Genomic DNA, 22,727 nt, shown 5'->3' on the forward strand with positions numbered 1-22,727 from the left:
GCCCGCTATCTTTTTTTCAGCAGCCACTCGCGCGTCTGGCGCGGGTCCATGGGCGGCGAGATCAGGTAGCCCTGCGCCAGATGGCAGCCCAGGGCGCGCAGCAGGTCGCGCTGGGCATCGGTTTCCACCCCCTCCGCCACGGTCTGGATCTGCAGGCTGCGGCCCATCTGGACGATGGCGGTGACGATGGCCACGTCGTCTTCGTTGGCGGGCGTGTCCGAGACGAAGGAGCGGTCGATCTTGAGCTTGTCGATCGGATAGCGCTTGAGGTAGGCGAGCGACGAGTAGCCGGTGCCGAAGTCGTCGATGGACACGCGCACGCCCAGCGCCTTGAGCGCGTCCAGCGTGTGGCGCACCTGGTCGGCATCGTGCATGAGCACGGATTCGGTGAGCTCGATCTCCAGAAAGCGCGGTGCCAGGCCCGTCTGGCGCAGCACGCCCGCGATCTCGCCGGCCACGTCGCGCTGGCGGAATTCGAGCGCCGAGAGATTGACCGCCACCGGCACCTGCGGCAGGCCCTCGTCGTGCCAGGCCCGGATCTGCCGGCAGGCCTCGACCAGCACCCAGCGGCCGATCGGCGTGATGAGCCCGCGCGCCTCGGCGAAGGCGATGAAGTCGATGGGCCCCACCAGGTCGCGCTCGGGGTGGCGCCAGCGCACCAGCGCCTCGAAGCCCACGAGCGCACCGTCGTCCAGGCGCACCTGCGGCTGGTAGTGCAGCACGAACGCGCCGTGCAGGATGGCGTCGCGCAGCAGGCGTTCGTGCTGCAGCACGCCGGTGGAGGGCGTCTCCATGCCCGGGGCGTAGGCCTGGCGGTTGGCGCGGCCGCTGTCCTTGGCCTGCTGCATGGCGGCGTCGGCCCGGCGCACCAGCTCGGCCGCGGTGTCGCCGTCGTCGGGGTACATGCTCACCCCGATGGAGACCGACACCGACAGTGGCGTGCCGTCGGCATGGAACACGGCGCACACGTCGGCCAGCAGCTGGTCGGCCACCGCCAGGGCGGAGGGCCGGTCCTGCGCGTCGCGCAGCACCACGACGAACTCGTCGCCACCCACGCGCGCCACGATGTCCACCGAGCGCACGCCCTGCACGAGCCGGCGGGCCACCTCGCACAGCAGCATGTCGCCGGCCTCGTGGCCCAGCGAGTCGTTCACCGTCTTGAAATGGTCCATGTCGATGAACAGCACGGCGGCGGCCTGCGGCGTGCGCTGTGCGGCCTCGATCACGGCGGTGAGCCGCTCCATGAGCGTGGTGCGGTTGGGCAATTGCGTGAGCGCATCGTGCCGCGCCAGGAAGGCCTCGCGCTCCTGGGCCTGGCGGCGCGCGGTGATGTCGCGAAGCACTGCGATGCGGTAGTCCGATCCCTTCCAGGGCATGGTCTTGCCGACGATCTCCACGGGAACGGCATGGCCGTCCTGGTGCAGCACCGTGACTTCGTAGGGCTCTTCGCGGCCCTCGCGCACATAGGCCTCGGTGACGGGGCGGAACTCCTCGCTCACGAAATCGAGCATGCGCCGGCCGCGCCCCTCGGCCAGGGAGTAGCCCATCAGCCGCGTGAGCGCTTCGTTGAAGTCGGTCACCAGGCCTTCGCGGTGGAACACGATGGCCTCTTCGGTGGCCTGCGAGAACTTGCGCATGCGCTCTTCGCTCTCGCGCACCGCGCGTTCGGCCTCCCAGTGGTGGGTGATGTCGTTGATGAGCACGAAGGCGCCCATCAGTCCCAGCTTGGGGTGCAGGTGGGGAATGAGGTTGACCTCGATCATGCGCGGCGGCCCGCTACGCACCCGCTGCTTGCGCGTGTATTGCACGCGCTCGCCCCGCAGCACCTGCTGGATCTGGGGCTGGATCGAGGCCCAGGCGCTGTCGCCGATGGCTTCCTGCACCGTCTTGCCCAGGATCGCCTCCACCGTGTGGCCGGTGGATTCGGCGTAGCCCTGATTGGCAAAAACACAACGCAGGGTGGACGACTCGAAGTAGGCCAGCAGCGCCGGAACGGAGTCGGCCAGCAGCCGCAGCAGGGAACTGCTGCAGTGGGGGTCCTGGGAAGGACCGTCCGCTCGGCTTGATGTGTCTGGCATGTCCCACCCTTGTATCTCGAAGTTTTATAGCCGATCGGGGCGCCGCTGGCGAGGGGTGCAAGCCCTTGCCCGCCTCGCGCCGGCCGGGCCCCGGGATAATCCGGGGATGACTTCTTCCGTTTCCGGCGCTGGCGCCGAGTTCTCCTCCCTGGCGCTGCACCCCGCGACCCTGTCCAACCTGCAGCAGCTGGGCTACACCCGCATGACCCCGATCCAGGCCGCGAGCCTGCCCGTGGCCCTGCTGGGCCGCGACCTGATCGCCCAGGCCAGCACCGGCAGCGGCAAGACGGCGGCCTTCGCCCTGGCGCTGCTGGCCAACCTCAATGCGCGCCGCTTCGCGGTGCAGGCCCTGGTGCTGTGCCCCACGCGCGAGCTGGCCGACCAGGTGGCCACTGAGGTGCGGCGCCTGGCCCGCGCGCAGGAGAACATCAAGGTGGTCACCCTGTGCGGCGGCGTGCCGCTGCGCGGGCAGATCGCCAGCCTGGAGCACGGCGCGCACATCGTGGTGGGCACGCCCGGGCGGGTGATGGACCATCTGGAGCGCCCCACGCTCGATCTGCAGGCGCTCAACACCCTGGTGCTCGACGAGGCCGACCGCATGCTGGACATGGGCTTTTTCGACGACATCGCCAAGGTCGCGCGCCAGTGCCCGGCCGAGCGCCAGACGCTGCTGTTTTCCGCCACGTACCCCGAGGGCATCGAGCGCCTGGCGCGCCAGTTCATGAAGGAGCCGCAGCGCATCACGGTGCAGGCCCAGCATGGTTCGGCCAAGATCGCGCAGCGCTGGTACGAGGTGAAGGAAAGCGAGCGCCTGCACGCCGTGTCGCAGCTGCTGAACCACTTCCGGCCCGAATCGGCCATCGCCTTTTGCAACACCAAGCAGCAGTGCCGCGACCTGGTGGGCGTGCTGCAGGCGCAGGGCTTTCACGCGCTGGCCCTCTATGGCGAGCTGGAGCAGCGCGAGCGCGACCAGGTGCTGGTGCAGTTCGCCAACCGCAGCTGCTCGGTGCTGGTGGCCACCGACGTGGCCGCGCGCGGCCTGGACATCGCCCAGTTGCAGGCGGTGATCAACGTCGACGTGACCCCCGATCCCGAGATCCATGTGCACCGCATCGGCCGCACCGGCCGCGCGGACGCCGAAGGCCTCGCCTTGAGCCTGGCCAGCCTGCCCGAGATGGGCAGCGTGGGCAAGATCGAGCAGCTGCAGGGCCGCGAGTCGGAATGGCACCCGCTGTCCGGGCTGACCGCCGCTCCCGGCGGGCCATTGCTGCCGCCCATGGCCACCATCCAGATCATCGGCGGGCGCAAGGAAAAGATCCGCGCGGGCGACGTGCTGGGCGCGCTCACCGGCGAGATGGGCTTTGCGCGCGAGCAGGTGGGCAAGATCAACGTGAACGATTTTTCCACCTATGTGGCGGTGGAACGGGGCATCGCCCAGGACGTGGTGCGGCGCCTGGCGGCCGGCCGGGTCAAGGGCAAGCTCGTGAAGGCGCGGCTGGTGGATGGCACCTGACGGCCTTTGAGGGCCCCTGAGGGGCCCTGGCGGTGGCGGGGCCGGCGCCCCCGGGTTTGTCCCGATCGCGCCGCCTGCGCCCTGTTTTAGACTGCAAGTCATCTAGAGGAGTAGATCAATTGCCGTCGCCCGCATCCCCTCCCGCCGTGGCGGAACACCCCGGCCTCGCCCGCTATGCCGCGCTGGCGGCCGCGCTGCGGCACCGCGTCGTCCGGGGCGAATGGCTGCCCGGCACGGCCCTGCCGGCCGAGCAGGCGCTGGCCGCCGAGCATGGCGTGGCGCTGGGCACGCTGCGGCGCGCGCTGGAACTGCTGGTGGAGCAAGGCCTGATCGAGCGCATCCACGGCAAGGGCACCTTCGTGCGCAGCGGCATTGCCGGCGCGTCGATGCTGCGGTTCTTTCGCTTCGGCGAGGGCGCGGCGGGGCAGGAGCCCGCTTCGCGCATCCTGTCGCGCCAGGCCATGGCGGCCCCGGCCGAGGCGGCCCGCGCGCTGGGCCTGGCACCGGGCGAGCCGGTGCTGCGCCTGCACCGCCTGCGGCTGATCGACGGCGAGCCCTGCCTGCTGGAGCACATCTGGCTGCCGCTGAACCGCTTCGGCGCGCTGGCGGAGGACGACACCGCCGCCTGGCCGCCGTTGCTCTATCCCTTCTACGCCAGCCGCTGCGGCGTGCACGTGCAGCGGGCGGTGGACGACATCGGCTTCGGCGTGCTGTCCGCGCCCCAGGCGCGCAGCCTGGGGCTCGCGGCGGGGCACCCGTGCGCCGTGGTCACCCGCCGTGCCATGGACCTGGCCGGCCGCTGCGTCGAATGGCGCGTCACGCGCGGCGATGCCCACGCCTTTCACTACACCGTCACCCTGACCTGAATCCGAACCTGGAGACCCGCATGCCTTCCATCGCATCCCCCGCCACCGGCGGCGCCCGCCGCCGCTGGATCCTCGGTGCCGCCGGCGCCGCCCTGGCCGCGCCCTGGGTGGCCGGCCGCGCGCAGGGCATCGGCGGCAAGCCCGTGACGCTGGTGGTCTCCTACCCCGCCGGCGGCGGCGCGGACCTGATGGCGCGCATCATCGCGCCGCGGCTGGGCGAAGCGCTGGGCCAGAACGTGGTGGTGGACAACAAGCCCGGCGCCAGCGGCCAGATCGCCGGCGCCTACGTGGCGCGTGCCACGCCGGACGGCAGCACGCTGCTGCTGGACGCCTCGTCCTTCGCGGTCAACCCCGCTCTCTATCCCAAGATGGCCTACGACACCGACAAGGCCTTCACGCCGCTGGCCGTGCTGGCCACCTTTCCCAACGTGCTGGTGTGCTCCGCGGGGTTCCAGGCGCGCAGCGTGCAGGACGTGATCGCGCTGGCCCGCGCCAAGCCGGGCGAAGTGGCCTATGCGTCGTCCGGCAACGGCTCGGCGCAGCACCTGGCGGGAGCGCTGTTCGAGGAGCGCGCCGGGGTGCGGCTGTCGCACATTCCCTACCGGGGCGGCGGCCCCGCGATGAACGATGTCATGGCGGGGCAGGTGCCGCTCTTTTTCGCCAACGTGGCCTCGGCGCTGGGCCACATCCGCTCCGGCAAGCTGCGCGCGCTGGCCGTGACGGCCGCGCTGCGGGCCCGTTCGCTGCCGGAGGTGCCCACCATGACCGAAGCGGGCGTGCGCAAGTACGAGGTGCTGGAATGGAACCCGGTGCTCGCCCCCGCCGGCTTGCCCGCCGCCACGCGCACGCGCCTGGTCGATGGCATCCGCAAGGCGCTGGGCGATGCCGAGGTGCTGGCGCGCATCCGCGCGCTGGGCGGCGACGTGTTCGCCGATGCATCGCAGGCCTCGGCCGGGGCCTTCATCCGGGCCCAGCAGGGCCAGTGGGCCCAGGTGGTGCGCGACCGCAACATCTCGGTCGGCTGAACCGATGCCGAAGGACGTCGACCGCGCCCCCCACCCTGATGCCTGGGACGGAGCCGGTGCCTGCTGGGACGCGCACGTCCATGTGTTCGACGCCGATGCGCCGACCCAGCCCGGCCACTACCGCCCCGCGCACCATCCGCTGGAGCGCATCGAGGGCCTGGCTGCCGCCCATGGGGTGCGGCATCTGGTGCTGGTGCAGCCCAGCGTGTACGGCACCGACAACGCGGTGATGCTGAGCGCGCTGGCCGCACGGCCCGGCCGGCACCGCGGCGTGGCCGTGGTGGACGCCGCGGTACCCGACGCGCTGCTGGACCGCATGCACGCGCTGGGCGTGCGGGGCGTGCGCTTCAACCGCGTTTCGCCGGTGGGCAACGGGCCCGAGGCGTTCCGCGCCCTGGCGCCACGCCTGCGCGAGCGCGGCTGGCACGTGCAGTGGTACGCGGGCCCGGAGCATCTGGCGGAGATCGCGGCGCTGCACGACCGGACCGGCGTGGCCTGCGTGCTCGACCACCTGGCGGGCCTGCATGCCGAGTTGCCGGCGGACGACGCGGCATGGAGCGCCCTCGCGGCGCTGGCCGCGCAGGGCGCGTGGATCAAGCTGTCCGGCTGGTACCGGCTGCGCGCGCAGGCGCCCTACGGCGCGCTGCAGGAGACGGTCCGGCGTGTGGCCGACCTGGCGCCCGGGCGGCTGGTGTGGGGCTCGGACTGGCCGCACACGTCGTTCGCTGCTGATGCCATGCCGGCCTACGCCTCGGTGTGGCAGCCGGTGGTGGAGGCGCTGGGCCCGGACCGGGCCGGCACGGTCCGGCAGAACGCCTCGCGGCTGTATGCCTGACGGAGAGACGCCCCAACGTGCTTTGATAATATCTTTTCAGTAGTGACTTAATACTGTTTCGATAGTAATATCCCTTCGTCGGCCATCCGGCCCATGACGAAAGGAAAACAATGCGCAAGACGAACAGGGGTATCGCCGTCGTGACGGGGGCGTCGTCGGGCATCGGGCTCGTGACTGCCCGGTCCCTGGTGCAGGCGGGCTACCAGGTCTTCGGCACCAGCCGCAAGGCACCCGCCGATCCGCCCGCCGGCGTCACGATGCTGGCTTGCGACGTGACGGACGAGGCGTCGGTCCAGCGCCTCGTGGACGAGGTGGCCAGGCGGGCAGGGCGCATCGATCTGGTCGTCAACAACGCCGGCGTGGGCCTGCTGGGCGGGGCCGAGGAATCCTCGATCGGGCAGGCGCAGCGCCTGTTCGACGTCAACGTCTTCGGCGTCGCCCGCGTCGTCAACGCGGTGCTGCCGCTCATGCGGGCCCAAAAGAGCGGCCGCATCATCAACATGAGCTCGATCCTGGGGCTGATTCCGGCGCCCTTCAACGCCTTCTATGCATCGACCAAGCACGCGATCGAGGGCTACTCGGAATCCCTCGACCACGAAGTGCGCCGGTTCGGCATCCGCGTGGTTCTGGTGGAGCCCGGTGTGACGCGCACGGCCTTCGAGGAAAACCTGTCGCGCGCCGACCGCCCCCTCGCGGACTATGCCGACGATCGCGCCCGCAGCGAAGCGCTCATGCGCCAATGGGTGGAGGCGGGCGATGCGCCGCAGATCGTCGCCGACGCCGTCGTGAAGGCCGCCACGGCCATCCGGCCCAAACTGCGCTATTCGGCCGGCAAGCAGTCCACCCAGGTCCGCTCGCTGCGCCGCTATCTGCCCGAAGGGCTGGTCGACAAGACGCTGCGCAAGTTCAACGGCTTGCCGGCCTGAGCCGGGCGGGCGCGAGCGCTCTCTCTCATCCCCTTCCGGGTGCCGGCCAGGCCGCAGTGGATGGGGGCCTCGCGGGCGTGGCGGGCTCGCCGTGGCAGGCCGCCGGCGGGTCGGGATGGCGCCGTTCGGGGCAGAATGGCGGCCCCGGCGCTTTCCTTGCCAGCCCATGCCCTCCCGCCCCCTGCCTTCCGATCCGAGCGCCCCGGGCCGCACCGGTCCTGCCGCGCCCGCGCCCCGCACGCTGCTGTGGGGCTCGGTGGCCGTGGCGCTGGTCACCATCGTGCTCAAGACGCTGGCCTGGCACCTCACCGGCTCGGTGGGGCTGCTGTCCGATGCGCTGGAGTCGTTCGTCAACTTGGCGGGCGCGGTGTTCGCGCTGGCGATGGTGACCGTGGCACAGCGCCCGGCGGACGACGACCACCCCTACGGGCACCACAAGGCCGAGTATTTTTCTTCCGGGTTCGAGGGCATTCTGATCGTGGGGGCCTCCGCCGCCATCTTCTGGGCGGCGGCGCACCGGCTGTCCTCGCCGCAGCCGCTGGAGCAGGTCGGCTGGGGCCTGGCGCTGTCGGTGGTCAGCTCGGCGCTCAACAGCGGCCTGGCCTGGCTGATGTTCCGCTCCGCACGCGTGCACCGGTCGGTGGCGCTGGAGGGCGATGCGCGCCACCTCGTCACCGATGTCTGGACCTCGGCGGGCGTGGTCGTCGGCATCGGCGCGGCCAGCGCGACCGGCTGGCTCTGGCTGGACCCGGTGGTGGCCATGGCCGTGGCGCTGAACATCCTGCGGGAAGGGGCGCACATGGTGTGGCGCGCCTCCCAGGGCCTGATGGACGCGGCCGTGGAGCCCGAGGCGCAGGCGGCCATCGACGCGGCGCTGCGCGGCTTCGCGCAGGGCGCACCGCAGGTGCGCTTCGACCACCTCATCACGCGCCAGGCCGGGCAGCGCCGCTTTGCCGGCCTGCACATGCACGTGCCCGCCGAGTGGAGCCTGGGGCGCGCCGCCCAGCTGCGCGGCGCCGTGGAGGCCGCCCTGATGCGCGCCGTGCCCGGGCTGCGCGTGACCATCGAGCTGCTGCCCGTCGGGGTGGAGGCATTTCTGGAAGAACCAAAGGATTCCCCACCATGATGAGCGTGTTGCAGCGCGTGCGCGAAGCGCGCGTGGAAGTCGATGGCGAGACCGTGGGCCGCATCGGCCCGGGCCTGCTGGTGCTGCTGTGCGCCGAGCGCGGCGACACCGATGCCGAGGCCGACCGGCTGCTGGCCAAGCTGCTCAAGCTGCGCGTGTTCACCGACGAGGCGGGCAAGATGAACCGCAGCGTGCAGGACGTGGGCGGCGGCCTGCTCGTCGTGAGCCAGTTCACGCTGGCCGCCGACACCTCCGGCGGCAACCGCCCGAGCTTCACCCAGGCGGCGGCGCCGGACGAGGGACGGCGGCTGTACGACCTGTTCGTGGCCCGGGCACGGGCGCTGCACCCGGTGGTGGAAACCGGGCGCTTCGCGGCCGACATGCAGGTGCATCTGGTGAACGACGGGCCGGTGACGATCCCGCTGCGCATGGCGCCAGCGGATGGTTTGCTATCGAAATAATAGCTAAACAGGCAATCAATACCCCGGCATGGGGCTGTTTGGAGGCCCCATCCGGCCTTTTGGCGGTGGGGAGGGCGCGGCCCGCGCCGTGGCCGGCTCAGTCCGCGTACGGGTCGTCGAAGCCCAGTTCCTGCAGGATGGCCGTCTCGTAGGCCTCCATCTCGTCGGCATCCTCGGCGCTGGTCTCGTGGTCCCAGCCCTGGGCGTGCAGCGTGCCGTGCACCAGCAGGTGGGCGTAGTGCGCGCGCAGGTCCCGGTTCTGCTCGCGCGCCTCGCGCGCCACCACGGGCGCGCACAGCACTAGGTCGGCCATCACCAGGGGCTCCTGCGCGTAGTCGAAGGTGAGCACGTTGGTGGCGTAGTCCTTGCGGCGGTACTCGCGGTTGAGGGCCTGGCCTTCTTCGGCATCGACGATGCGCACGGTGATCTCGGCGTCGCTGGACAGCGCGTGGCGGATGAAGCGCGCCGCGGCATGGCGGGGCAGGGCGGCGCGGTGTTCCTGCACCCCGGGAAAGCGCGCGAACTGCAGCGACAGGGTCAGATGGTTCAGGGTCATTTGGGCCTCTGGCGCATGTTTCACTAGGGCGTTGTGCTATTGATTCAGGAGTGTCCTGCGCGGCTGCCCGCCGCGCGCTGGGCATCGTAGGCGTCCACGATGCGGGCGATGAGCGGGTGGCGCACCACGTCGGCGGTGGTGAACCGGGTGATCGCGATGCCCTTGACGCGCTTGAGCACCCGCTCGGCGTCGATCAGGCCGCTCATCGCGCCCTTGGGCAGGTCGATCTGGCTCACGTCGCCCGTCACCACGGCGCGGGCGCCGAAGCCGATGCGGGTGAGGAACATCTTCATCTGCTCGGGCGTGGTGTTCTGGGCCTCGTCCAGGATGATGAAGGCGTTGTTCAGCGTGCGCCCGCGCATGAAGGCCAGCGGCGCGATCTCCAGCGCATTGCGCTCGAAGGCCTTCTGCACCTTCTCGTAGCCCATCAGGTCGTAGAGGGCGTCGTACAGCGGGCGCAGGTACGGGTCCACCTTCTGCGTGAGGTCGCCGGGCAGAAAGCCCAGGCGCTCCCCGGCCTCGACCGCCGGCCGCGTCAGCACGATGCGCTGCACCGCGTTGCGCTCCAGGGCGTCCACCGCGCAGGCGACGGCCAGGTAGGTCTTGCCGGTGCCGGCGGGGCCGATGCCGAAGGTGATGTCGTGGCTGGCGATGTTGTCCAAGTAGTTGCTCTGCGTGGGGGTGCGTGCGCGCAGGTCGGCGCGGCGGGTGTTGAGCGTCACCGCGCCGTCACCGGGCGCCTCCAGCATGGCGCTGTCGCCGGCCAGCATGAGCTGCAGGTGCTCCTCGGCGATGGGCCGCTCGGCCATTTCGTACAGCGCCTGGAGCAGCTCCATCGCCTGGGTGGCCTTGGCCCTCGGCCCATCCACCTTGAACTGCTCGTGCCGGTGCGCGATGCTGACCGACAGCGCCGTCTCGATGGTGCGCAGGTTCGCATCGGCCGGGCCGCACAGGTGCGACAGCCGGTTGTTGTTGTGGGGGGTGAAGGTGTGTCGCAGGATCACGCGGATAATTCCGGTTGGATGGCCGCAACGGTGCGGCGAAGGACATCAATGATAGGCAAACTCACCGGCACGCTGCTGGAAAAGAACCCGCCAGAAGTGCTGCTGGACTGCCACGGCGTTGGCTACGAGGTGCAGGTGCCCATGAGCACCTTCTACAACCTGCCGCCCGTGGGGGAGCGCGTGGCCCTGCTCACCCAGTTCATTGTGCGCGAGGACGCGCAACTGCTCTACGGCTTTGCCACGGCGCCGGAGCGCCAGGCGTTCCGCGAACTCATCAAGATCTCCGGGGTGGGCCCGCGCACCGCGCTGTCCATCCTGAGCGGCATGGGCGTGTCCGACCTGGCGCAGGCCGTGTCCCTGCAGGAGGCGGGGCGCCTGGTGAAGGTGCCCGGCATCGGCAAGAAGACCGCCGAGCGCCTGCTGCTGGAACTCAAGGGCAAGCTGGGGGCCGACATCGGCGCCCATGCGCATGCCACGAGCGACGCGCAGGCCGACATCCTGCAGGCCCTGCTGGCGTTGGGCTACAACGACAAGGAAGCCGCGGCCGCGCTGAAGGCGCTGCCCCAGGACGTGGGGGTGAGCGACGGGATCAAGCTGGCGCTCAAGGCGCTGGCCAAATGAGAACCACGGGTCAACGAAGAACAAGGAATGGGAGACCGTGCGCACGCCTCTGAGCGGCGTGGCGCGGGTCCGTGTCGATCCATCAAAAAAAGGGAGTGAACGAAAGATGGTCAAAGGGAAATGGATGGCGCGCGGTGCCGTGCTGGTCGTGGTGGCGTCGCTGGTGTCGGGGTGCGGCGGGGGTGGCGGGGGCGACAGCGGCGCCGTCACCGTGAGCGCGGCGCCGTCCGAGGTGCTGCAGGTGGACTCGGCCGTGCAGCCGGCGGCTGCCGAGGCCGCGGTTTCCCGCACCAAGCAGCGCGCGGCGGGCCCGCGGGTGGAACCGGCCCGCGTGGCCTTGCCCGCCTTCGCGCGGCCCAAGGCGGCGCAGTCCCGGCACGACGGCGCCCGCTGGGTGGGCGATGCCCGCGCCATCGAGGCCACCGCCACGGCGGACGGCCTGCAGCGGCTGCTGCAGTGGACCCCGTTGGCCAACGGCGGCATGAAAGCGGCCGTGAGTTTTGCGTCCGAAGACGCGCAGGGCCTGCGCCTGGGCGTGCGGGTGCGGCAGATCCCGGACGAGGCCGTGGTGCGGGTGTACCGCCAGGACCGTCCCGATGCGGTGTACGAGACCACCGGGCAGGCCATCCTGCAGGCCATCGGGCGCAACATCGCGGCGGGCGACGCATCGGACAACGCGCGCACCTGGTGGACCCCCCATTCCGGCGCGAGCGAGGCCACGCTGGAGATCGAGCTGCCCGCCGGCGTGCCGGCCGCCGCGCTGGACGTGGCCGTGCCGGCGCTGGCGCACCTCTTCGAGAACCTGTCCCTGCCGCCGGAGGGCGCCCAGGCGGCCAAGGCGGTCGGCGACGCCATCGCCTGCAACCTGGATGCGAACTGCTTCGACGAATACGCCGCCCAGCGCGATGCCGTGGCGCGGATGCTGTTCGTGGACAACGGCAAGGCCTACGTCTGCACCGGCACGCTGCTCAACGACCGCGATGCCACGCGCACGCCGTACTTCCTCAGCGCCAACCACTGCATCGCCTCGCAGACCGTGGCGTCCACCCTGCAGACGGACTGGTTCTTCCGCTCGCAGGCGTGCAACAGCGCCACGCTGTCGCCCCGGTCCACCGCGCGAACGGGCGGCGCGACGCTGCTCTACGCCAGCGCAGACACCGACACCGCCCTGCTGCGGCTGAACGAGGCGCCGCCCCCTGGGGCCGTGTTCGCCGCCTGGGACGCCAGCCCGCAAGCCGAATCGACGGCCGTGGTCGGCATCCACCATCCCCGGGGCGACCTGCAGAAGATCAGCACCGGCAGCATCATGGGCACGCTGGCCTGCACCAACGACACGGACGGCTCCATGCTGTGCGACTCCTCCACGGACGCCTCGGCCGGCTACTACGACGTCGGGTTCGACCGCGGCACGGTGGAGGACGGCAGCAGCGGATCGGCCATCTTCCATGGCGGCCGCGTGATCGGGACGCTGTATGGGTTCGCCTCCAGCGCCCAATGCTCGGTCGACGACGTGCGGGTGTACGGCCGCTTCGATCTGGCCTACCAGAAGGCGCTCAAGCAGTGGCTGTCGCCCCCGGTGAGCGTGCCGGTGGCCTGGCGGCATCCCGCCCGCGGGTTCGTGGCATCGCACGGGCCGGCGGGCCACTCCGGCGATGGCCCCGCTCCGTTCTGGCGAGAGCGGCTGGCCGCGCGGTAGCGGGCCGGGGAGCGCAACGGGGCCATGACGCGATGCCGCAACGCGGCGATGAAATCACCTGCCGGCAGCCACGGGGCTGTGGCACATTTTGCAATCCGGGGCGGCATGGGACCGCCCCGAACCGATGACAGGAGTTGTTCCATGCAGCTGGTAATGAGGCGAGTTCGATCTTTGGCGGTTCTGGCGGTGGCCTCGGTGCTGGCTGCCTGCGGTGGCGGCAGCGGCGGCGGCGAGGCGGTGCAGTCCGCGGCCGCGCCGCAGGCCAGGGCACTGGTCTACAGCGTGGAGTCGCGCGAGCAGCCGGCTTCCGCCGTGCAGGACGTGGCGCGGGTCAAGGACCGCGCGGTCGGCGCGGCCATCGCACCCGCCCGCATCGCCCTCGGGCCGCTGGACCAGTCCAAGGAAGGGGCGGCCAGCGGCTTCGGCCCGCGCCAGGTCGGCAGCCCCCGCAGCATTGCCCAGACGGCCACGGCCAGCGCCACATTGCAGCAGCTGCAGTGGACGCCCACCGCCAGCGGCGGTCAGGTCGCCGCGCTCAGTTTCTCGGCCGACGGCGCGCACGGGCTGCGCCTGGGCGTGCTGGTGCGCCAGCTGCCCGGCAGCGCCGTGCTGCGCGTGTACAGCCAGGCCCGGCCCTCGGCGGTGTTCGAGATCGCCGGCCAGGAAGTGCTGCAGATCATCGAGCGCAACCAGGCGGCGGGCGATACCTCCGACGCCGGCCGCACCTGGTGGACGCCCGACACGGGCGGCGACGAGGCCACGCTGGAGATCGAGTTGCCATCCGGCACGCCCGCGAGCGCGATCGACCTGTCGGTGCCGCGCCTGTCGCACATCTACGACAACCTGTCGCTGCCCACGGCCGAAGAGCTGGAGCAGCAGACCAAGATCAACGAATCCGACGCCTGCAACCTCGATTCGACCTGCTATGACGATTACGCCGCCCAGCGCAACGCCGTGGCGCGGATGCTGTTCGTGCGCCCCGACGGCAAGACGTACGTGTGCTCGGGCACGCTGCTGAACGACCGCGACGGCACCGGCACGCCCTACTTCATCTCGGCCAACCACTGCATCTCCACGCAGACCGTGGCGTCCACCCTGCGCACCGACTGGTTCTACCGCTCCCCCAGCTGCAACAGCCGCACGCTGTCGTCCGCCACCACGGCCCGCACCGGCGGCGCCACGCTGCTGTACGCGACGGACAGCAGCGATACGTCGTTCCTGCGCCTGAACGAGGCCCCGCCCGCCGGCGCCGTGTTCGCCGCATGGAACGCCAATCCCCAGGGGCTGGGCGGCGCCATCGCGGGCATCCACCATCCCCGCGGCGACCTGCAGAAGATCAGCTTCGGCAACCTGGCATCCCTGACCGCGTGCACGTCCATCAGCGACACCAACTTCACCTGCAGCGGCACCAGCGGCAACTTCTACCGGGTGACATGGAGCCAGGGTACGACCGAGGGCGGCAGCAGCGGCTCTGGCATCTTCTCCGGCGGCGCGCTGATCGGCACGCTCTACGGCGGCAGCGCCGTGTGCACCAACAAGGCGTCGTCGGACTACTACGGCCGCTTCGACGTGGCGTACAACGCGTCCATCAGGAACTGGCTGTCGCCAGCCACCAGCGCCAGCGGCCGCACCGCCGTGTACCGCTTCTTCAACAGCAGCACGGGCGCGCACTTCTTCACGGCGAGCGCGGGCGAGCGCGACTTCGTGATCAACACCTACCCGGCCTTCGCCTACGAAGGCGTGGCCTTCTACGCCTACGGCGGCGCCACCGCCGGCCAGAGCGCCGTGTACCGATTCTTCAACAAGAGCAACGGCGCGCACTTCTACACCATCGATGCGGGCGAACGGGACTTCGTGCGCGCCACCTACCCGTCGTTCGAGTACGAAGGCCCGATCTGGTATGCCCAGACCGGCGCCGGCAACGGCTCGACCGCGATGTACCGTTTCTTCAACAAGGGCAACGGCACGCACTTCTACACCATCAGCCAGGGAGAGCGCGACTTCGTTCAGGCCACCTATCCGGTGTACCAGTACGAAGGCCCCGTGTACTACGCCTGGACTTCCAACTGATCCGCAACGCATGAGCATCCAGACCGACGACTTCGCCCCCGCACCCGCCAAACGCGTGATCTCCGCCGCGCCGGCCTCCCCGCAGGAGGAAGCGCTGGAGCGGGCGCTGCGCCCCAAGCTGCTGCAGGAGTACGTCGGTCAGGCCAAGGCGCGCGAGCAGCTGGAGATCTTCATCGGTGCGGCGCGCAAGCGCGGCGAGGCGCTGGACCACGTGCTGCTGTTCGGGCCCCCGGGCCTGGGCAAGACCACGCTCAGCCACATCATTGCCGCCGAGCTGGGCGTGAACCTGCGCCAGACCTCCGGGCCCGTGCTGGAAAAGCCCAAGGACCTGGCCGCGCTGCTGACCAACCTGGAGCGCAACGACGTCCTGTTCATCGACGAGATCCACCGGCTCTCGCCCGTGGTGGAGGAAATCCTCTATCCCGCGCTGGAGGACTACCAGATCGACATCATGATCGGCGAGGGGCCCGCGGCGCGCAGCATCAAGCTGGACCTGCAGCCTTTCACCCTGGTGGGGGCGACCACCCGCGCCGGCATGCTCACCAACCCGCTGCGCGACCGCTTCGGCATCGTCGCGCGGCTGGAGTTCTACACCCCCGAGGAACTCTCGCGCATCGTCATGCGCAGCGCCGGGCTGCTCAACACGCCGATCCAGCCGGACGGGGGCTTCGAGATCGCGCGGCGATCGCGCGGCACGCCGCGCATCGCCAACCGGCTGCTGCGCCGGGTGCGCGACTACGCCGACGTGAAGGGCACGGGCCAGATCACGCTCGATATCGCCCAGCGCGCGCTCACCATGCTCGACGTGGACCCCCAGGGCTTCGACGTGATGGACCGCAAGCTGCTCGAGGCCGTGATCCACCGTTTCGACGGCGGTCCCGTGGGGCTGGACAACATCGCTGCGAGCATCGGCGAGGAGTCCGGCACCATCGAGGACGTGATCGAGCCCTACCTGATCCAGCAGGGCTACCTGCAGCGCACGCCGCGCGGGCGCGTGGCCACGCTGGCGGCCTATCGCCACCTGGGCGTGGCGCCGTCGCGCAACCCTGCCGACCTGTTCGGCGGGCCGCCTTCGGCGGCTTGACCCATCGCTTCCGGACCCCTTGTCCAACGCTCCTGCGGCTTCGTGGCAGCAGCCAGATTCGCGCAGGGGGATCGGCGCGCGTTGCATTCTCGACGCCCCGTGAATTCTCGCTTGTCGACCTTCGATTTCTGGTGTTTACTCCCTCTATCCGCCTTCGCTGCGAGATCGTCAAAAAGCATCGCTGCCAGGTGCGGATATTGATCGACAAACCTTTTTTTGGGAGAGGGATACTCACATGGATCCGATTCTGGGCCAGATCATTCTTTGGGCCGTGCCATGGGTTCCGCAGGGCTGGGCTCTGTGCGACGGCACACTGCTGTCAATCAATCAGAACCAGGCGCTCTACTCGCTGCTGGGCACCCGCTACGGTGGCGATGGCGTCAACACCTTCGGCTTGCCCGATCTGCGCAACCGGGTTCCGCTCGGTTCCCAGAACATGGTGACCATCGGCGGTACGAGCGGTGCCGCCACCGCGTCCACCAACGCCATCGGCGCTGCGATCCTGTCGCTCGCCAACCTGCCGGCCCACACCCATGGCGTGACGGTGGCCGCGGGCGGAACGGCCGCAGTGTCCATTCCCGCCGACGACACCACGGGCGACAACAACGTTCCAAGCAATACGTTGGTGATGGGCAAGGGCGCTGCTGGCACCACGCCCGCCAAGGTGTACAGCTCCAAGTCCGCCACCACGACGCTCAAGCCCTTCGATGCCCCCTTGACCCTGCCCGCCATCACCACGCAAGCAGCCGGCAGCGCCACGCCCACGCCGGTGCAGATGAACGTGCCCGTCACGGTCAGCACGCTGCAACCCGGCCTCACGCTGAACTTCATCATCGCCGTGAACGGCATCTATCCGTCGCGCCCCTGACCGCGGATGGGCATGCAGGCAGTGGCCTGCCTGCCGCCATGGCCACCTGGGCGCGACAAGCGCTTCGGTGGCGATGGCCGACGAGGCCGGGGCAACCCGGCCTTTTTCTTTCTTGTTGCAGACCGTCGCGCAGGCGCCTGCCAGTGCTTCAGGTCAGGTCAGCGCGCCCCGGGCATCCACCCGGATGATCCGCTCCACCACGCCGTGCGCCAGCCCGCCGCGCACACCGATCAGGAAGTCGTACAGATTCACCGTCGGGTCGCAATGGCCGGGAATGAGCCACAGCATGCGGCCCAGCGAGGGCAGCCGGGCCTTGTTGCCGTCGGCGTAGAGAATGCCGTGCTCGTCGCCGCCGTTGGCATAGCGCAGCGCCCGCTCGGGCGGCAGCATCGCCACGATCGGCAGGCCGGAGTCGATGGCATGGCTCTTGTGGCCGGCATCGCACACCGCATGCGTTTCCTGGCTGGAGATGACCTGGGTCTTGACGAACAGCGCATGCTCGAAGGCCGGCTGGGCCGGCTCGCGTTCGTTGCTGGCATAGTCCGCGTCCATGAACAGGAACGAGCCCGCCTGCAGTTCGCCGTAGACGCCGCTGGCGGCCTCATGCACCAGCGTGCCGGTGCCCGCGCCGGTCACCAGCGGCACCGGAAGGCCGGCGGCGGTGATGAGGTCGCGCGTGTGGCGCGCGGCCTCCACCACGGCGGCGATGGCCTCCCGCCGGGCCTGGGCGCCGCGCAGGTGCTGCGCGCGGCCATGGTAGGCATGCAGGCCCGCGAAACGCAGCCGGGCATGGCGCGCCACGGCCCGCGCCAGGGCCACGGCCGGCTCGCCGGGTGGCACGCCGCAGCGCCGCTGGCCCACGTCGATTTCCACGAACACATCGATGCCCGCATCGCTGGCGGTGACGGCCATGGCCTCGGCCAGGCGCTCGATGCCTTCCTCGCTGTCCACCGCCAGGGCCAGGCGCCCGCCGCGCAGGCCGAGCTGGTGCGCCAGGCGCGCCACGCGCAGCAGCTTGGCGGCGGCGATGACCTGGTTGCTGATGTACAGGTCGTTCACGCCGGCGGCGGCCAGCGCCTCGGCCTCGCTCACCTTCTGCACGCAGGCGCCCGTGGCACCGGCCTGCTGCAACAGCAGGGCGAGCTCGGCGCTCTTGTGCATCTTGGCATGGGGCCGCCAGCGCACCTGGTGCTTGCGCGCGAAGTCGGCCATGCGCTGGATGTTGCGCTCCATGGCGTCGAGATCGACGACGAGTGCGGGGGTGTCGATCAGGTCGACGCGCAGGCCGATGCTGGCGCGCAGGGATTCAGGAATGGGCTTCATCGCGCGTGGCGTCGTCCAGGTGCTGTGTGTCGGCCCAGCCGACCAGGGTGAGGCCGTCGCCGGTCCAGAGCAGGCGGTTGATGGCCGCGTTGGTGAGTTGCCAGGTGCGTGGGGCCTGCAGTTCCTGGCCGGTGGCGGCGCGGTACAGCACGTCCATCACGCCGCCGTGGGCGACCAGCACCACGAGTTCGCCGGGGTGGCGCTGCGCCAGCTGGTGGGTGGTGCCAAGGATGCGCTCGCGGAACACGATCAGCGACTCGCCCCCGTCGGGCACGAAGTGCGGATCGCGCTGGCGCCAGCGGCGGGCCTCCTCGGGCATTTCGGTCTCGATCTCGGCGAAGGTGCGGCCCTGCAGCTGGCCGAAGCTGCGCTCGCGCAGGCCGGGCTCGGCGACCAGCGGTGCGCCCGTGGTGTCGGCCACCGCCTGCGCGGTGGCATGGGCGCGCTGCAGGTCGCTGGCATAGATGGCGGCCACGGGCTCGCCGGACAGGGCCTCGCCCACGCGGCGTGCCTGCCACAGGCCGGTGTGGTTGAGCGGAATGTCCAGATGGCCCTGGATGCGCGTGTCCACGTTCCAGGCGGTTTCTCCGTGGCGGATGGCGATGATGCGGGTGGCGTGCATGGCGGCGAGTTCGTCGATCAGGGGGCGGGCGGCGCCAGGGTGGTGCGCACCTGTCGCGGGCCCGCGGGGGGCTGCGGGAAACCGGTCAGGGCGGCGTCGAACAGGATGCCGAAGATGGCCGGGTCGCTGGTCCAGACGTCCTCGTGCACGGCGGAGGTCTCGTACACGATCTGCTGCGTGGCGGCGTCGCGCAGCACCAGGCTGGCCTCGCGGCGGTAGAGCGTGGGGGGGCGGTCCATCATCCAGCTGCCGCCCATGCCCCAGCCCCAGCGGCCGCCATGGCCCCCGTAGCCGAGGCCCAGGCCCCAGCGGGGGTAGAACGGGTCGCCATAGTAGGGCCAGTAGGCCGGCGTGGCATAGCTTGCCTGCGCGCCGACCTGCAGCACGAGCCGGGCATTGGCGTCGTCGCGCTGCAGCCCCACGCGCGCCAGCGACTGCTGGGCCATGGCTTCGATGGGGGCGAACGATGCAGCCTGGGCCTGCTGCGAGGGCAGGCGCTCCAGTCGGTAGGTGGGCGGTGAGGGCAGGGCCGCCAGCGTCGAGTAGCTGTGCACCGCGCTGTCCACGGTGCGGGTGACGGCGCAGCCGCCGAGCATCAGGGCGGCCGTGGCCAGGGTGATGGAGAAAGCGCAGCGCAGGGTCTTCATGGGTGTCTCCGGAAAGGGGCCGTCATGGTGCGGTCAGCGCTGGGGCGAGGCGATGGGGCGTTCAGGACAGCTGGACCACCTGCACGCCGGGCAATCCGGGGGCGGCAGGGAAATCCTCGCGGTCGAACGCCTTGTCTCCGTCTTCGCTGGCGATGCCCGTCGCCTTCAGACCCTTGAAGTCGTGCAGTGTTCCATCGAGCAGGTGCGACGGCACGACGTTCTGCAGCGCGTTGAACATGTTTTCCACACGGCCGGGGAATTTCCGGTCCCATTCGCGCAGCATCTCGCCCACCTGCTTGCGCTGCATGTTCTCCTGGCTGCCGCACAGGTTGCAGGGAATGATGGGGAAGTCGCGGTGCGCGGCCCAGCGCGCGGTGTCCTTCTCGGCCACGTAGGCCAGCGGGCGGATCACCACGTGTTTGCCGTCGTCGCTCACCAGCTTCGGGGGCATGGACTTGAGCTTGCCGCCGAAGAACATGTTGAGCAGCAGCGTCTGCAAAATGTCATCGCGGTGGTGGCCCAGGGCGATCTTGGTGCAGCCCAGTTCGTCGGCCACGCGGTACAGGATGCCGCGGCGCAGCCGGCTGCACAGGCTGCAGGTGGTCTTGCCTTCGGGGATGAGGCGCTTGACGATGCTGTAGGTGTCTTCGTTCTCGATGTGGAACGGCACGCCCTGCGAGGCCAGGTACTCGGGCAGCACGTGCTCGGGAAACCCCGGCTGCTTCTGGTCGAGGTTCACCGCCACGAGGTCGAAGTGGATGGGCGCGCGCGCCTTGAGCTTGAGCAGGATGTCCAGCAGGGCGTAGCTGTCCTTGCCGCCGGACATGCACACCATGACCTTGTCGCCCTCCTCGATCATCTGGTAGTCCACGATGGCCTTGCCCACCTCGCGGCACAGGCGCTTTTCCAGCTTGTGGGTTTCGCGCTCGATCTTCAGGCGGGCCGGCGCCGCAGCGGCCTCGGCGCTTGCCGCTGCATCGGGCGTGCCGAGGGGCTCGGGGGCGTCGGCGGTCCAGCCGGGCGTGGGGTCGTTGAGGATGGCATTCATGGGGTTCACCACTGTCCTGTCTCGCTGCGGATGGCCACTTCGCAGTCGTCAAAAATTTCCAATTTGGCGATCTTCACGCGCACGCCCAGCACGCCGGGCAGCAGCATGAGCCGGGCGCTGAGCTTGCCGATCAGCGTCTCCAGCAGGTTCACGTGCTCGGCCGTGCACTCGTCGATGATGATCTGGCGCACCTTGCGGTAGTCCAGCACGTGCAGGATGTCGTCGTCGCTCGGGTGCAGGGGTTGCGTGCCCAGGTGCAGCTCGGCATCGACCTGGATGGGCTGCGGCGTGGTCATCTCGTGCGCGAGGATGCCCAGGTTGGCGTCGAAGCGCAAACCGGTGAGCGTGAGGATCTGGGTGCCTGCGGCGTTGTACATGGGGTATGGGAAGGAAAGGGGGAGGGCGGAGCCGGGCTGCGCTCACATCATCGAAAAGTCGCGCTCGAACCGCATCAGGTGCTGGCCGCCATCCACCAGCAGCGTGGTGCCGGTGATGGAGCGGTTTTCCAGCGCGAACTTCACGGTGGCGGCCACGTCGGCGGGCGTGGAAGACCGGCCCAGCGGGCTCAGCGCGTGCAGCTGGCGGAATTTCTCGCCTTCCAGCAGGTGGCTGGTGAGGGTGAGGCCCGGCGCCACCCCCACCACCCGCACCCGGGGCGCGAGGGCCAGCGACAGCATGGTGCCGGCCGCCTCCAGCGCCGCCTTGGAGAGGGTGTAGCTCAGAAAGTCGGGGTTCTGGTTCCAGAGCTTCTGGTCGAGCAGGTTGACCACGGCGCCGTGGATTTCGCCCTGGTCGCCCTCCTCGCCCGCAGCGGCTGCGGCCCGCTGTTCCAGATGCGCATGCAGGCCCTGGGCAAGCAGCACGGGCGCCGCGGTGTTGCTGCGCAGGTGCTGCTCCAGCGTGGTAAACCCGAAGCTCGCGGCATCGTCGTGCTCGAAAAGCGAGGCACTGTTGACCACCGCATCCACCGCGCCGAAATGCTGCACCACGCGGGGCAGCAGGCCGCGCACGGCGGCCTCGTCCTGGAAATCGGCATCGAAATGGGCGCTGGCACAAGAAAATCGCCGGCATTCTGCTACTGTTTCGATAGCATCCTGCTCGGAATGCCGATAGTGAACGGCCACCTGCCAGCCGCCGGCGGCCAGCGCGAGCGCGATGTCGCGGCCCAGGCGCTTGGCGGCGCCGGTCACCAGCACGGTGCGAGGACGGGAGGGGGAGGGCATCGGGGACAATCGGGACCGTGACGACGACAGAACCCCCAAGTTTAACGACCGCCCTGGCGGCCCACATTGGCCAGGCCATTGCGCAGGCTGGCGGCTGGATCGGTTTCGACCGCTTCATGGCCCTGGCCCTGTACACGCCCGGCCTGGGCTACTACGCCAACGACTCCACCAAGTTCGGCCTGTTGCCCGGATCGGGCAGCGACTTCGTGACCGCGCCCGAGCTGAGCCCCCTGTTCGGCCAGACCCTGGCCGTGCAGGTGGGCGAGGCCCTCGCACGGACCGGAACGCACGAGCTGTGGGAGTTCGGCGCGGGCTCCGGCGCCCTGGCGTTGCAGCTGCTCGATGCCCTGGGCGAACGGGTGCAGCGCTACACCATCGTCGATCTGTCCGGCAGCCTGCGCGTGCGCCAGCAGGCGCTGCTGTCCCCGCATGCGCACAAGGTGCGGTGGGTGGATGCGCTGCCCGACCGCTTTGCGGGCGTGGTGGTGGGCAACGAGGTGCTGGACGCCATGCCGGTGAAGCTGCTGGCCCGCCACGGCGGGCAGGCGGGCGGCGTGTGGCATGAACGCGGCGTGGTGCTGCAGGGCGATGCCTTCGCCTGGGCCGACCGGCCCACCGATCTGCGCCCGCCCGTCGAGGTGGAAGGCCCCCACGACTACCTGACCGAGATCCACCCGCAGGGCGAGGGCTTCATCCGCACCCTGGCCGACCGGCTGGAGCGCGGCGCAGCCTTCCTGCTGGACTATGGGTTCGGCGAGGCGGAGTACTACCACCCCCAGCGCCACATGGGCACGGCGATGTGCCACCAGGGGCACCTGGCCGACAGCGATCCGCTGGTGGCGGTGGGCCGCAAGGACATCACCGCGCACGTCAACTTCACGGCCATGGCATTGGCCGCGCAGGACGCCGGCCTGCAGGTGCTGGGCTACACCACGCAGGCGCACTTTCTCATCAACTGCGGATTGGCCCAGCGCATGGTGGAGCTGCCCCTGCTCGAACGCGCCACGGCCGCCAAGCTGGTCATGGAGCACGAGATGGGCGAGCTGTTCAAGGTGCTGGCCCTGGGCGCGGGCGAACCGTGGGAGCCCGTGGGCTTTTCGCAAGGGGACCGATCCCACCGGCTGTGATGCGCTGT

Annotated in this window: 22 protein-coding genes; 13 read left to right on the top strand and 9 right to left on the bottom strand. The window is 70.2% G+C overall.

What is annotated here, in order from left to right:
* Positions 1-5 precede the first annotated feature (5 nt).
* On the bottom strand, positions 6-2,078 hold the full coding sequence (locus tag R1Z03_RS00185) for a bifunctional diguanylate cyclase/phosphodiesterase (protein ID WP_284429510.1): 2,073 nt from the start codon (positions 2,076-2,078) through the stop codon (positions 6-8).
* A gap of 106 nt (positions 2,079-2,184) precedes the next feature.
* Here R1Z03_RS00185 and dbpA point away from each other — a divergent pair, with 106 nt between their 5' ends.
* From dbpA to dtd, 7 genes are all read left to right on the top strand, one after another.
* Positions 2,185-3,591, top strand: a complete 1,407-nt coding sequence (gene dbpA, locus R1Z03_RS00190) for an ATP-dependent RNA helicase DbpA (RefSeq protein ID WP_317356066.1) — start codon at positions 2,185-2,187, stop codon at positions 3,589-3,591.
* Between the two features lie 146 nt (positions 3,592-3,737).
* A complete protein-coding gene (locus tag R1Z03_RS00195) occupies positions 3,738-4,457 on the top strand; it encodes a GntR family transcriptional regulator (RefSeq protein WP_317356067.1) in 720 nt (239 codons plus the stop codon).
* A 20-nt stretch (positions 4,458-4,477) separates the two neighbouring features.
* Positions 4,478-5,482, top strand: a complete 1,005-nt coding sequence (locus R1Z03_RS00200; RefSeq protein ID WP_272567133.1) for a tripartite tricarboxylate transporter substrate binding protein — start codon at positions 4,478-4,480, stop codon at positions 5,480-5,482.
* 4 nt (positions 5,483-5,486) lie between these two features.
* Positions 5,487-6,317, top strand: a complete 831-nt coding sequence (locus tag R1Z03_RS00205) for an amidohydrolase family protein (RefSeq protein WP_317356068.1) — start codon at positions 5,487-5,489, stop codon at positions 6,315-6,317.
* Positions 6,318-6,427: 110 nt separating this feature from the next.
* Entirely contained in the window at positions 6,428-7,243 is an 816-nt protein-coding gene (locus tag R1Z03_RS00210; RefSeq protein ID WP_284425891.1) for an oxidoreductase, read from the top strand.
* Between the two features lie 166 nt (positions 7,244-7,409).
* On the top strand, positions 7,410-8,369 hold the full coding sequence (locus tag R1Z03_RS00215; RefSeq protein WP_317356069.1) for a cation diffusion facilitator family transporter: 960 nt from the start codon (positions 7,410-7,412) through the stop codon (positions 8,367-8,369).
* Positions 8,366-8,830 carry a D-aminoacyl-tRNA deacylase gene (dtd, locus tag R1Z03_RS00220; protein WP_317356070.1) on the top strand — a complete coding sequence of 155 codons (465 nt, stop codon included), beginning with the start codon at positions 8,366-8,368 and terminating at the stop codon, positions 8,828-8,830. Before R1Z03_RS00215 ends, dtd begins: the two co-directional genes overlap by 4 nt.
* A 97-nt stretch (positions 8,831-8,927) precedes the next feature.
* Here the strand turns inward: dtd and ybeY are convergent, their stop codons facing one another.
* Both ybeY and R1Z03_RS00230 read right to left on the bottom strand, forming a co-directional pair.
* On the bottom strand, positions 8,928-9,386 hold the full coding sequence (gene ybeY / locus R1Z03_RS00225) for an rRNA maturation RNase YbeY (protein WP_284392928.1): 459 nt from the start codon (positions 9,384-9,386) through the stop codon (positions 8,928-8,930).
* A 44-nt stretch (positions 9,387-9,430) separates the two neighbouring features.
* Positions 9,431-10,390, bottom strand: a complete 960-nt coding sequence (locus R1Z03_RS00230) for a PhoH family protein (RefSeq protein ID WP_317356071.1) — start codon at positions 10,388-10,390, stop codon at positions 9,431-9,433.
* A gap of 48 nt (positions 10,391-10,438) precedes the next feature.
* Between R1Z03_RS00230 and ruvA the strand changes: the two genes are divergently transcribed.
* The 5 genes from ruvA (at position 10,439) to R1Z03_RS00255 (ending at position 16,729) form a co-directional block, all read left to right on the top strand.
* A complete protein-coding gene (gene ruvA / locus R1Z03_RS00235; protein WP_272567143.1) occupies positions 10,439-11,011 on the top strand; it encodes a Holliday junction branch migration protein RuvA in 573 nt (190 codons plus the stop codon).
* 124 nt (positions 11,012-11,135) lie between these two features.
* Positions 11,136-12,707, top strand: coding sequence for a serine protease (locus R1Z03_RS00240; protein ID WP_317356072.1), 1,572 nt, complete (start codon positions 11,136-11,138; stop codon positions 12,705-12,707).
* A 153-nt stretch (positions 12,708-12,860) separates the two neighbouring features.
* The gene (locus R1Z03_RS00245) at positions 12,861-14,777 is read left to right on the top strand and encodes a trypsin-like peptidase domain-containing protein (protein ID WP_317356073.1); all 1,917 of its coding nucleotides are present in this window, start codon (positions 12,861-12,863) and stop codon (positions 14,775-14,777) included.
* Positions 14,778-14,787: 10 nt separating this feature from the next.
* Entirely contained in the window at positions 14,788-15,861 is a 1,074-nt protein-coding gene (ruvB, locus tag R1Z03_RS00250; protein ID WP_272567148.1) for a Holliday junction branch migration DNA helicase RuvB, read from the top strand.
* Between the two features lie 235 nt (positions 15,862-16,096).
* The gene (locus tag R1Z03_RS00255; protein ID WP_317356074.1) at positions 16,097-16,729 is read left to right on the top strand and encodes a tail fiber protein; all 633 of its coding nucleotides are present in this window, start codon (positions 16,097-16,099) and stop codon (positions 16,727-16,729) included.
* Between the two features lie 153 nt (positions 16,730-16,882).
* Here the strand turns inward: R1Z03_RS00255 and R1Z03_RS00260 are convergent, their stop codons facing one another.
* The 6 genes from R1Z03_RS00260 to R1Z03_RS00285 form a co-directional block, all read right to left on the bottom strand.
* Complete coding sequence (locus tag R1Z03_RS00260) at positions 16,883-18,052, bottom strand: DSD1 family PLP-dependent enzyme (protein ID WP_317356075.1); 1,170 nt, start codon at positions 18,050-18,052, stop codon at positions 16,883-16,885.
* Positions 18,036-18,674 (bottom strand): histidine phosphatase family protein, encoded by a 639-nt coding sequence (locus R1Z03_RS00265; protein WP_317356076.1) that lies wholly within the window; start codon positions 18,672-18,674, stop codon positions 18,036-18,038. Before R1Z03_RS00265 ends, R1Z03_RS00260 begins: the two co-directional genes overlap by 17 nt.
* Before the next feature lie 17 nt (positions 18,675-18,691).
* Complete coding sequence (locus tag R1Z03_RS00270; protein ID WP_284405243.1) at positions 18,692-19,321, bottom strand: DUF4136 domain-containing protein; 630 nt, start codon at positions 19,319-19,321, stop codon at positions 18,692-18,694.
* 61 nt (positions 19,322-19,382) lie between these two features.
* Positions 19,383-20,369: a tRNA 2-thiocytidine(32) synthetase TtcA gene (ttcA, locus tag R1Z03_RS00275; protein WP_317356077.1), complete on the bottom strand. Its 987-nt coding sequence runs from the start codon at positions 20,367-20,369 to the stop codon at positions 19,383-19,385.
* 5 nt (positions 20,370-20,374) lie between these two features.
* Entirely contained in the window at positions 20,375-20,746 is a 372-nt protein-coding gene (locus R1Z03_RS00280) for a dihydroneopterin aldolase (protein WP_284392946.1), read from the bottom strand.
* A gap of 42 nt (positions 20,747-20,788) precedes the next feature.
* Entirely contained in the window at positions 20,789-21,592 is an 804-nt protein-coding gene (locus tag R1Z03_RS00285; RefSeq protein WP_317356078.1) for an SDR family oxidoreductase, read from the bottom strand.
* An 8-nt stretch (positions 21,593-21,600) separates the two neighbouring features.
* Between R1Z03_RS00285 and R1Z03_RS00290 the strand changes: the two genes are divergently transcribed.
* Complete coding sequence (locus R1Z03_RS00290) at positions 21,601-22,719, top strand: SAM-dependent methyltransferase (RefSeq protein ID WP_317360492.1); 1,119 nt, start codon at positions 21,601-21,603, stop codon at positions 22,717-22,719.
* Positions 22,720-22,727 lie beyond the last annotated feature (8 nt).

Source organism: Acidovorax sp. BLS4 (assembly GCF_032929295.1).
In the GTDB taxonomy this organism is placed as follows: Bacteria; Pseudomonadota; Gammaproteobacteria; order Burkholderiales; family Burkholderiaceae_C; genus Paracidovorax.

What these genes read in the sequence shown, in the direction of transcription:
- R1Z03_RS00185 (WP_284429510.1), bottom strand. Translation starts at nt 2,078, where the DNA reads ATGCCAGACACATCAAGCCGAGCGGACGGTCCTTCCCAGGACCCCCAC.
- dbpA (WP_317356066.1), top strand. Translation starts at nt 2,185, where the DNA reads ATGACTTCTTCCGTTTCCGGCGCTGGCGCCGAGTTCTCCTCCCTGGCG.
- R1Z03_RS00200 (WP_272567133.1), top strand. Translation starts at nt 4,478, where the DNA reads ATGCCTTCCATCGCATCCCCCGCCACCGGCGGCGCCCGCCGCCGCTGG.
- R1Z03_RS00205 (WP_317356068.1), top strand. Translation starts at nt 5,487, where the DNA reads ATGCCGAAGGACGTCGACCGCGCCCCCCACCCTGATGCCTGGGACGGA.
- R1Z03_RS00210 (WP_284425891.1), top strand. Translation starts at nt 6,428, where the DNA reads ATGCGCAAGACGAACAGGGGTATCGCCGTCGTGACGGGGGCGTCGTCG.
- R1Z03_RS00215 (WP_317356069.1), top strand. Translation starts at nt 7,410, where the DNA reads ATGCCCTCCCGCCCCCTGCCTTCCGATCCGAGCGCCCCGGGCCGCACC.
- dtd (WP_317356070.1), top strand. Translation starts at nt 8,366, where the DNA reads ATGATGAGCGTGTTGCAGCGCGTGCGCGAAGCGCGCGTGGAAGTCGAT.
- ybeY (WP_284392928.1), bottom strand. Translation starts at nt 9,386, where the DNA reads ATGACCCTGAACCATCTGACCCTGTCGCTGCAGTTCGCGCGCTTTCCC.
- ruvA (WP_272567143.1), top strand. Translation starts at nt 10,439, where the DNA reads ATGATAGGCAAACTCACCGGCACGCTGCTGGAAAAGAACCCGCCAGAA.
- R1Z03_RS00240 (WP_317356072.1), top strand. Translation starts at nt 11,136, where the DNA reads ATGGCGCGCGGTGCCGTGCTGGTCGTGGTGGCGTCGCTGGTGTCGGGG.
- R1Z03_RS00245 (WP_317356073.1), top strand. Translation starts at nt 12,861, where the DNA reads ATGAGGCGAGTTCGATCTTTGGCGGTTCTGGCGGTGGCCTCGGTGCTG.
- ruvB (WP_272567148.1), top strand. Translation starts at nt 14,788, where the DNA reads ATGAGCATCCAGACCGACGACTTCGCCCCCGCACCCGCCAAACGCGTG.
- R1Z03_RS00255 (WP_317356074.1), top strand. Translation starts at nt 16,097, where the DNA reads ATGGATCCGATTCTGGGCCAGATCATTCTTTGGGCCGTGCCATGGGTT.
- R1Z03_RS00260 (WP_317356075.1), bottom strand. Translation starts at nt 18,052, where the DNA reads ATGAAGCCCATTCCTGAATCCCTGCGCGCCAGCATCGGCCTGCGCGTC.
- R1Z03_RS00265 (WP_317356076.1), bottom strand. Translation starts at nt 18,674, where the DNA reads ATGCACGCCACCCGCATCATCGCCATCCGCCACGGAGAAACCGCCTGG.
- R1Z03_RS00270 (WP_284405243.1), bottom strand. Translation starts at nt 19,321, where the DNA reads ATGAAGACCCTGCGCTGCGCTTTCTCCATCACCCTGGCCACGGCCGCC.
- ttcA (WP_317356077.1), bottom strand. Translation starts at nt 20,369, where the DNA reads ATGAATGCCATCCTCAACGACCCCACGCCCGGCTGGACCGCCGACGCC.
- R1Z03_RS00280 (WP_284392946.1), bottom strand. Translation starts at nt 20,746, where the DNA reads ATGTACAACGCCGCAGGCACCCAGATCCTCACGCTCACCGGTTTGCGC.
- R1Z03_RS00285 (WP_317356078.1), bottom strand. Translation starts at nt 21,592, where the DNA reads ATGCCCTCCCCCTCCCGTCCTCGCACCGTGCTGGTGACCGGCGCCGCC.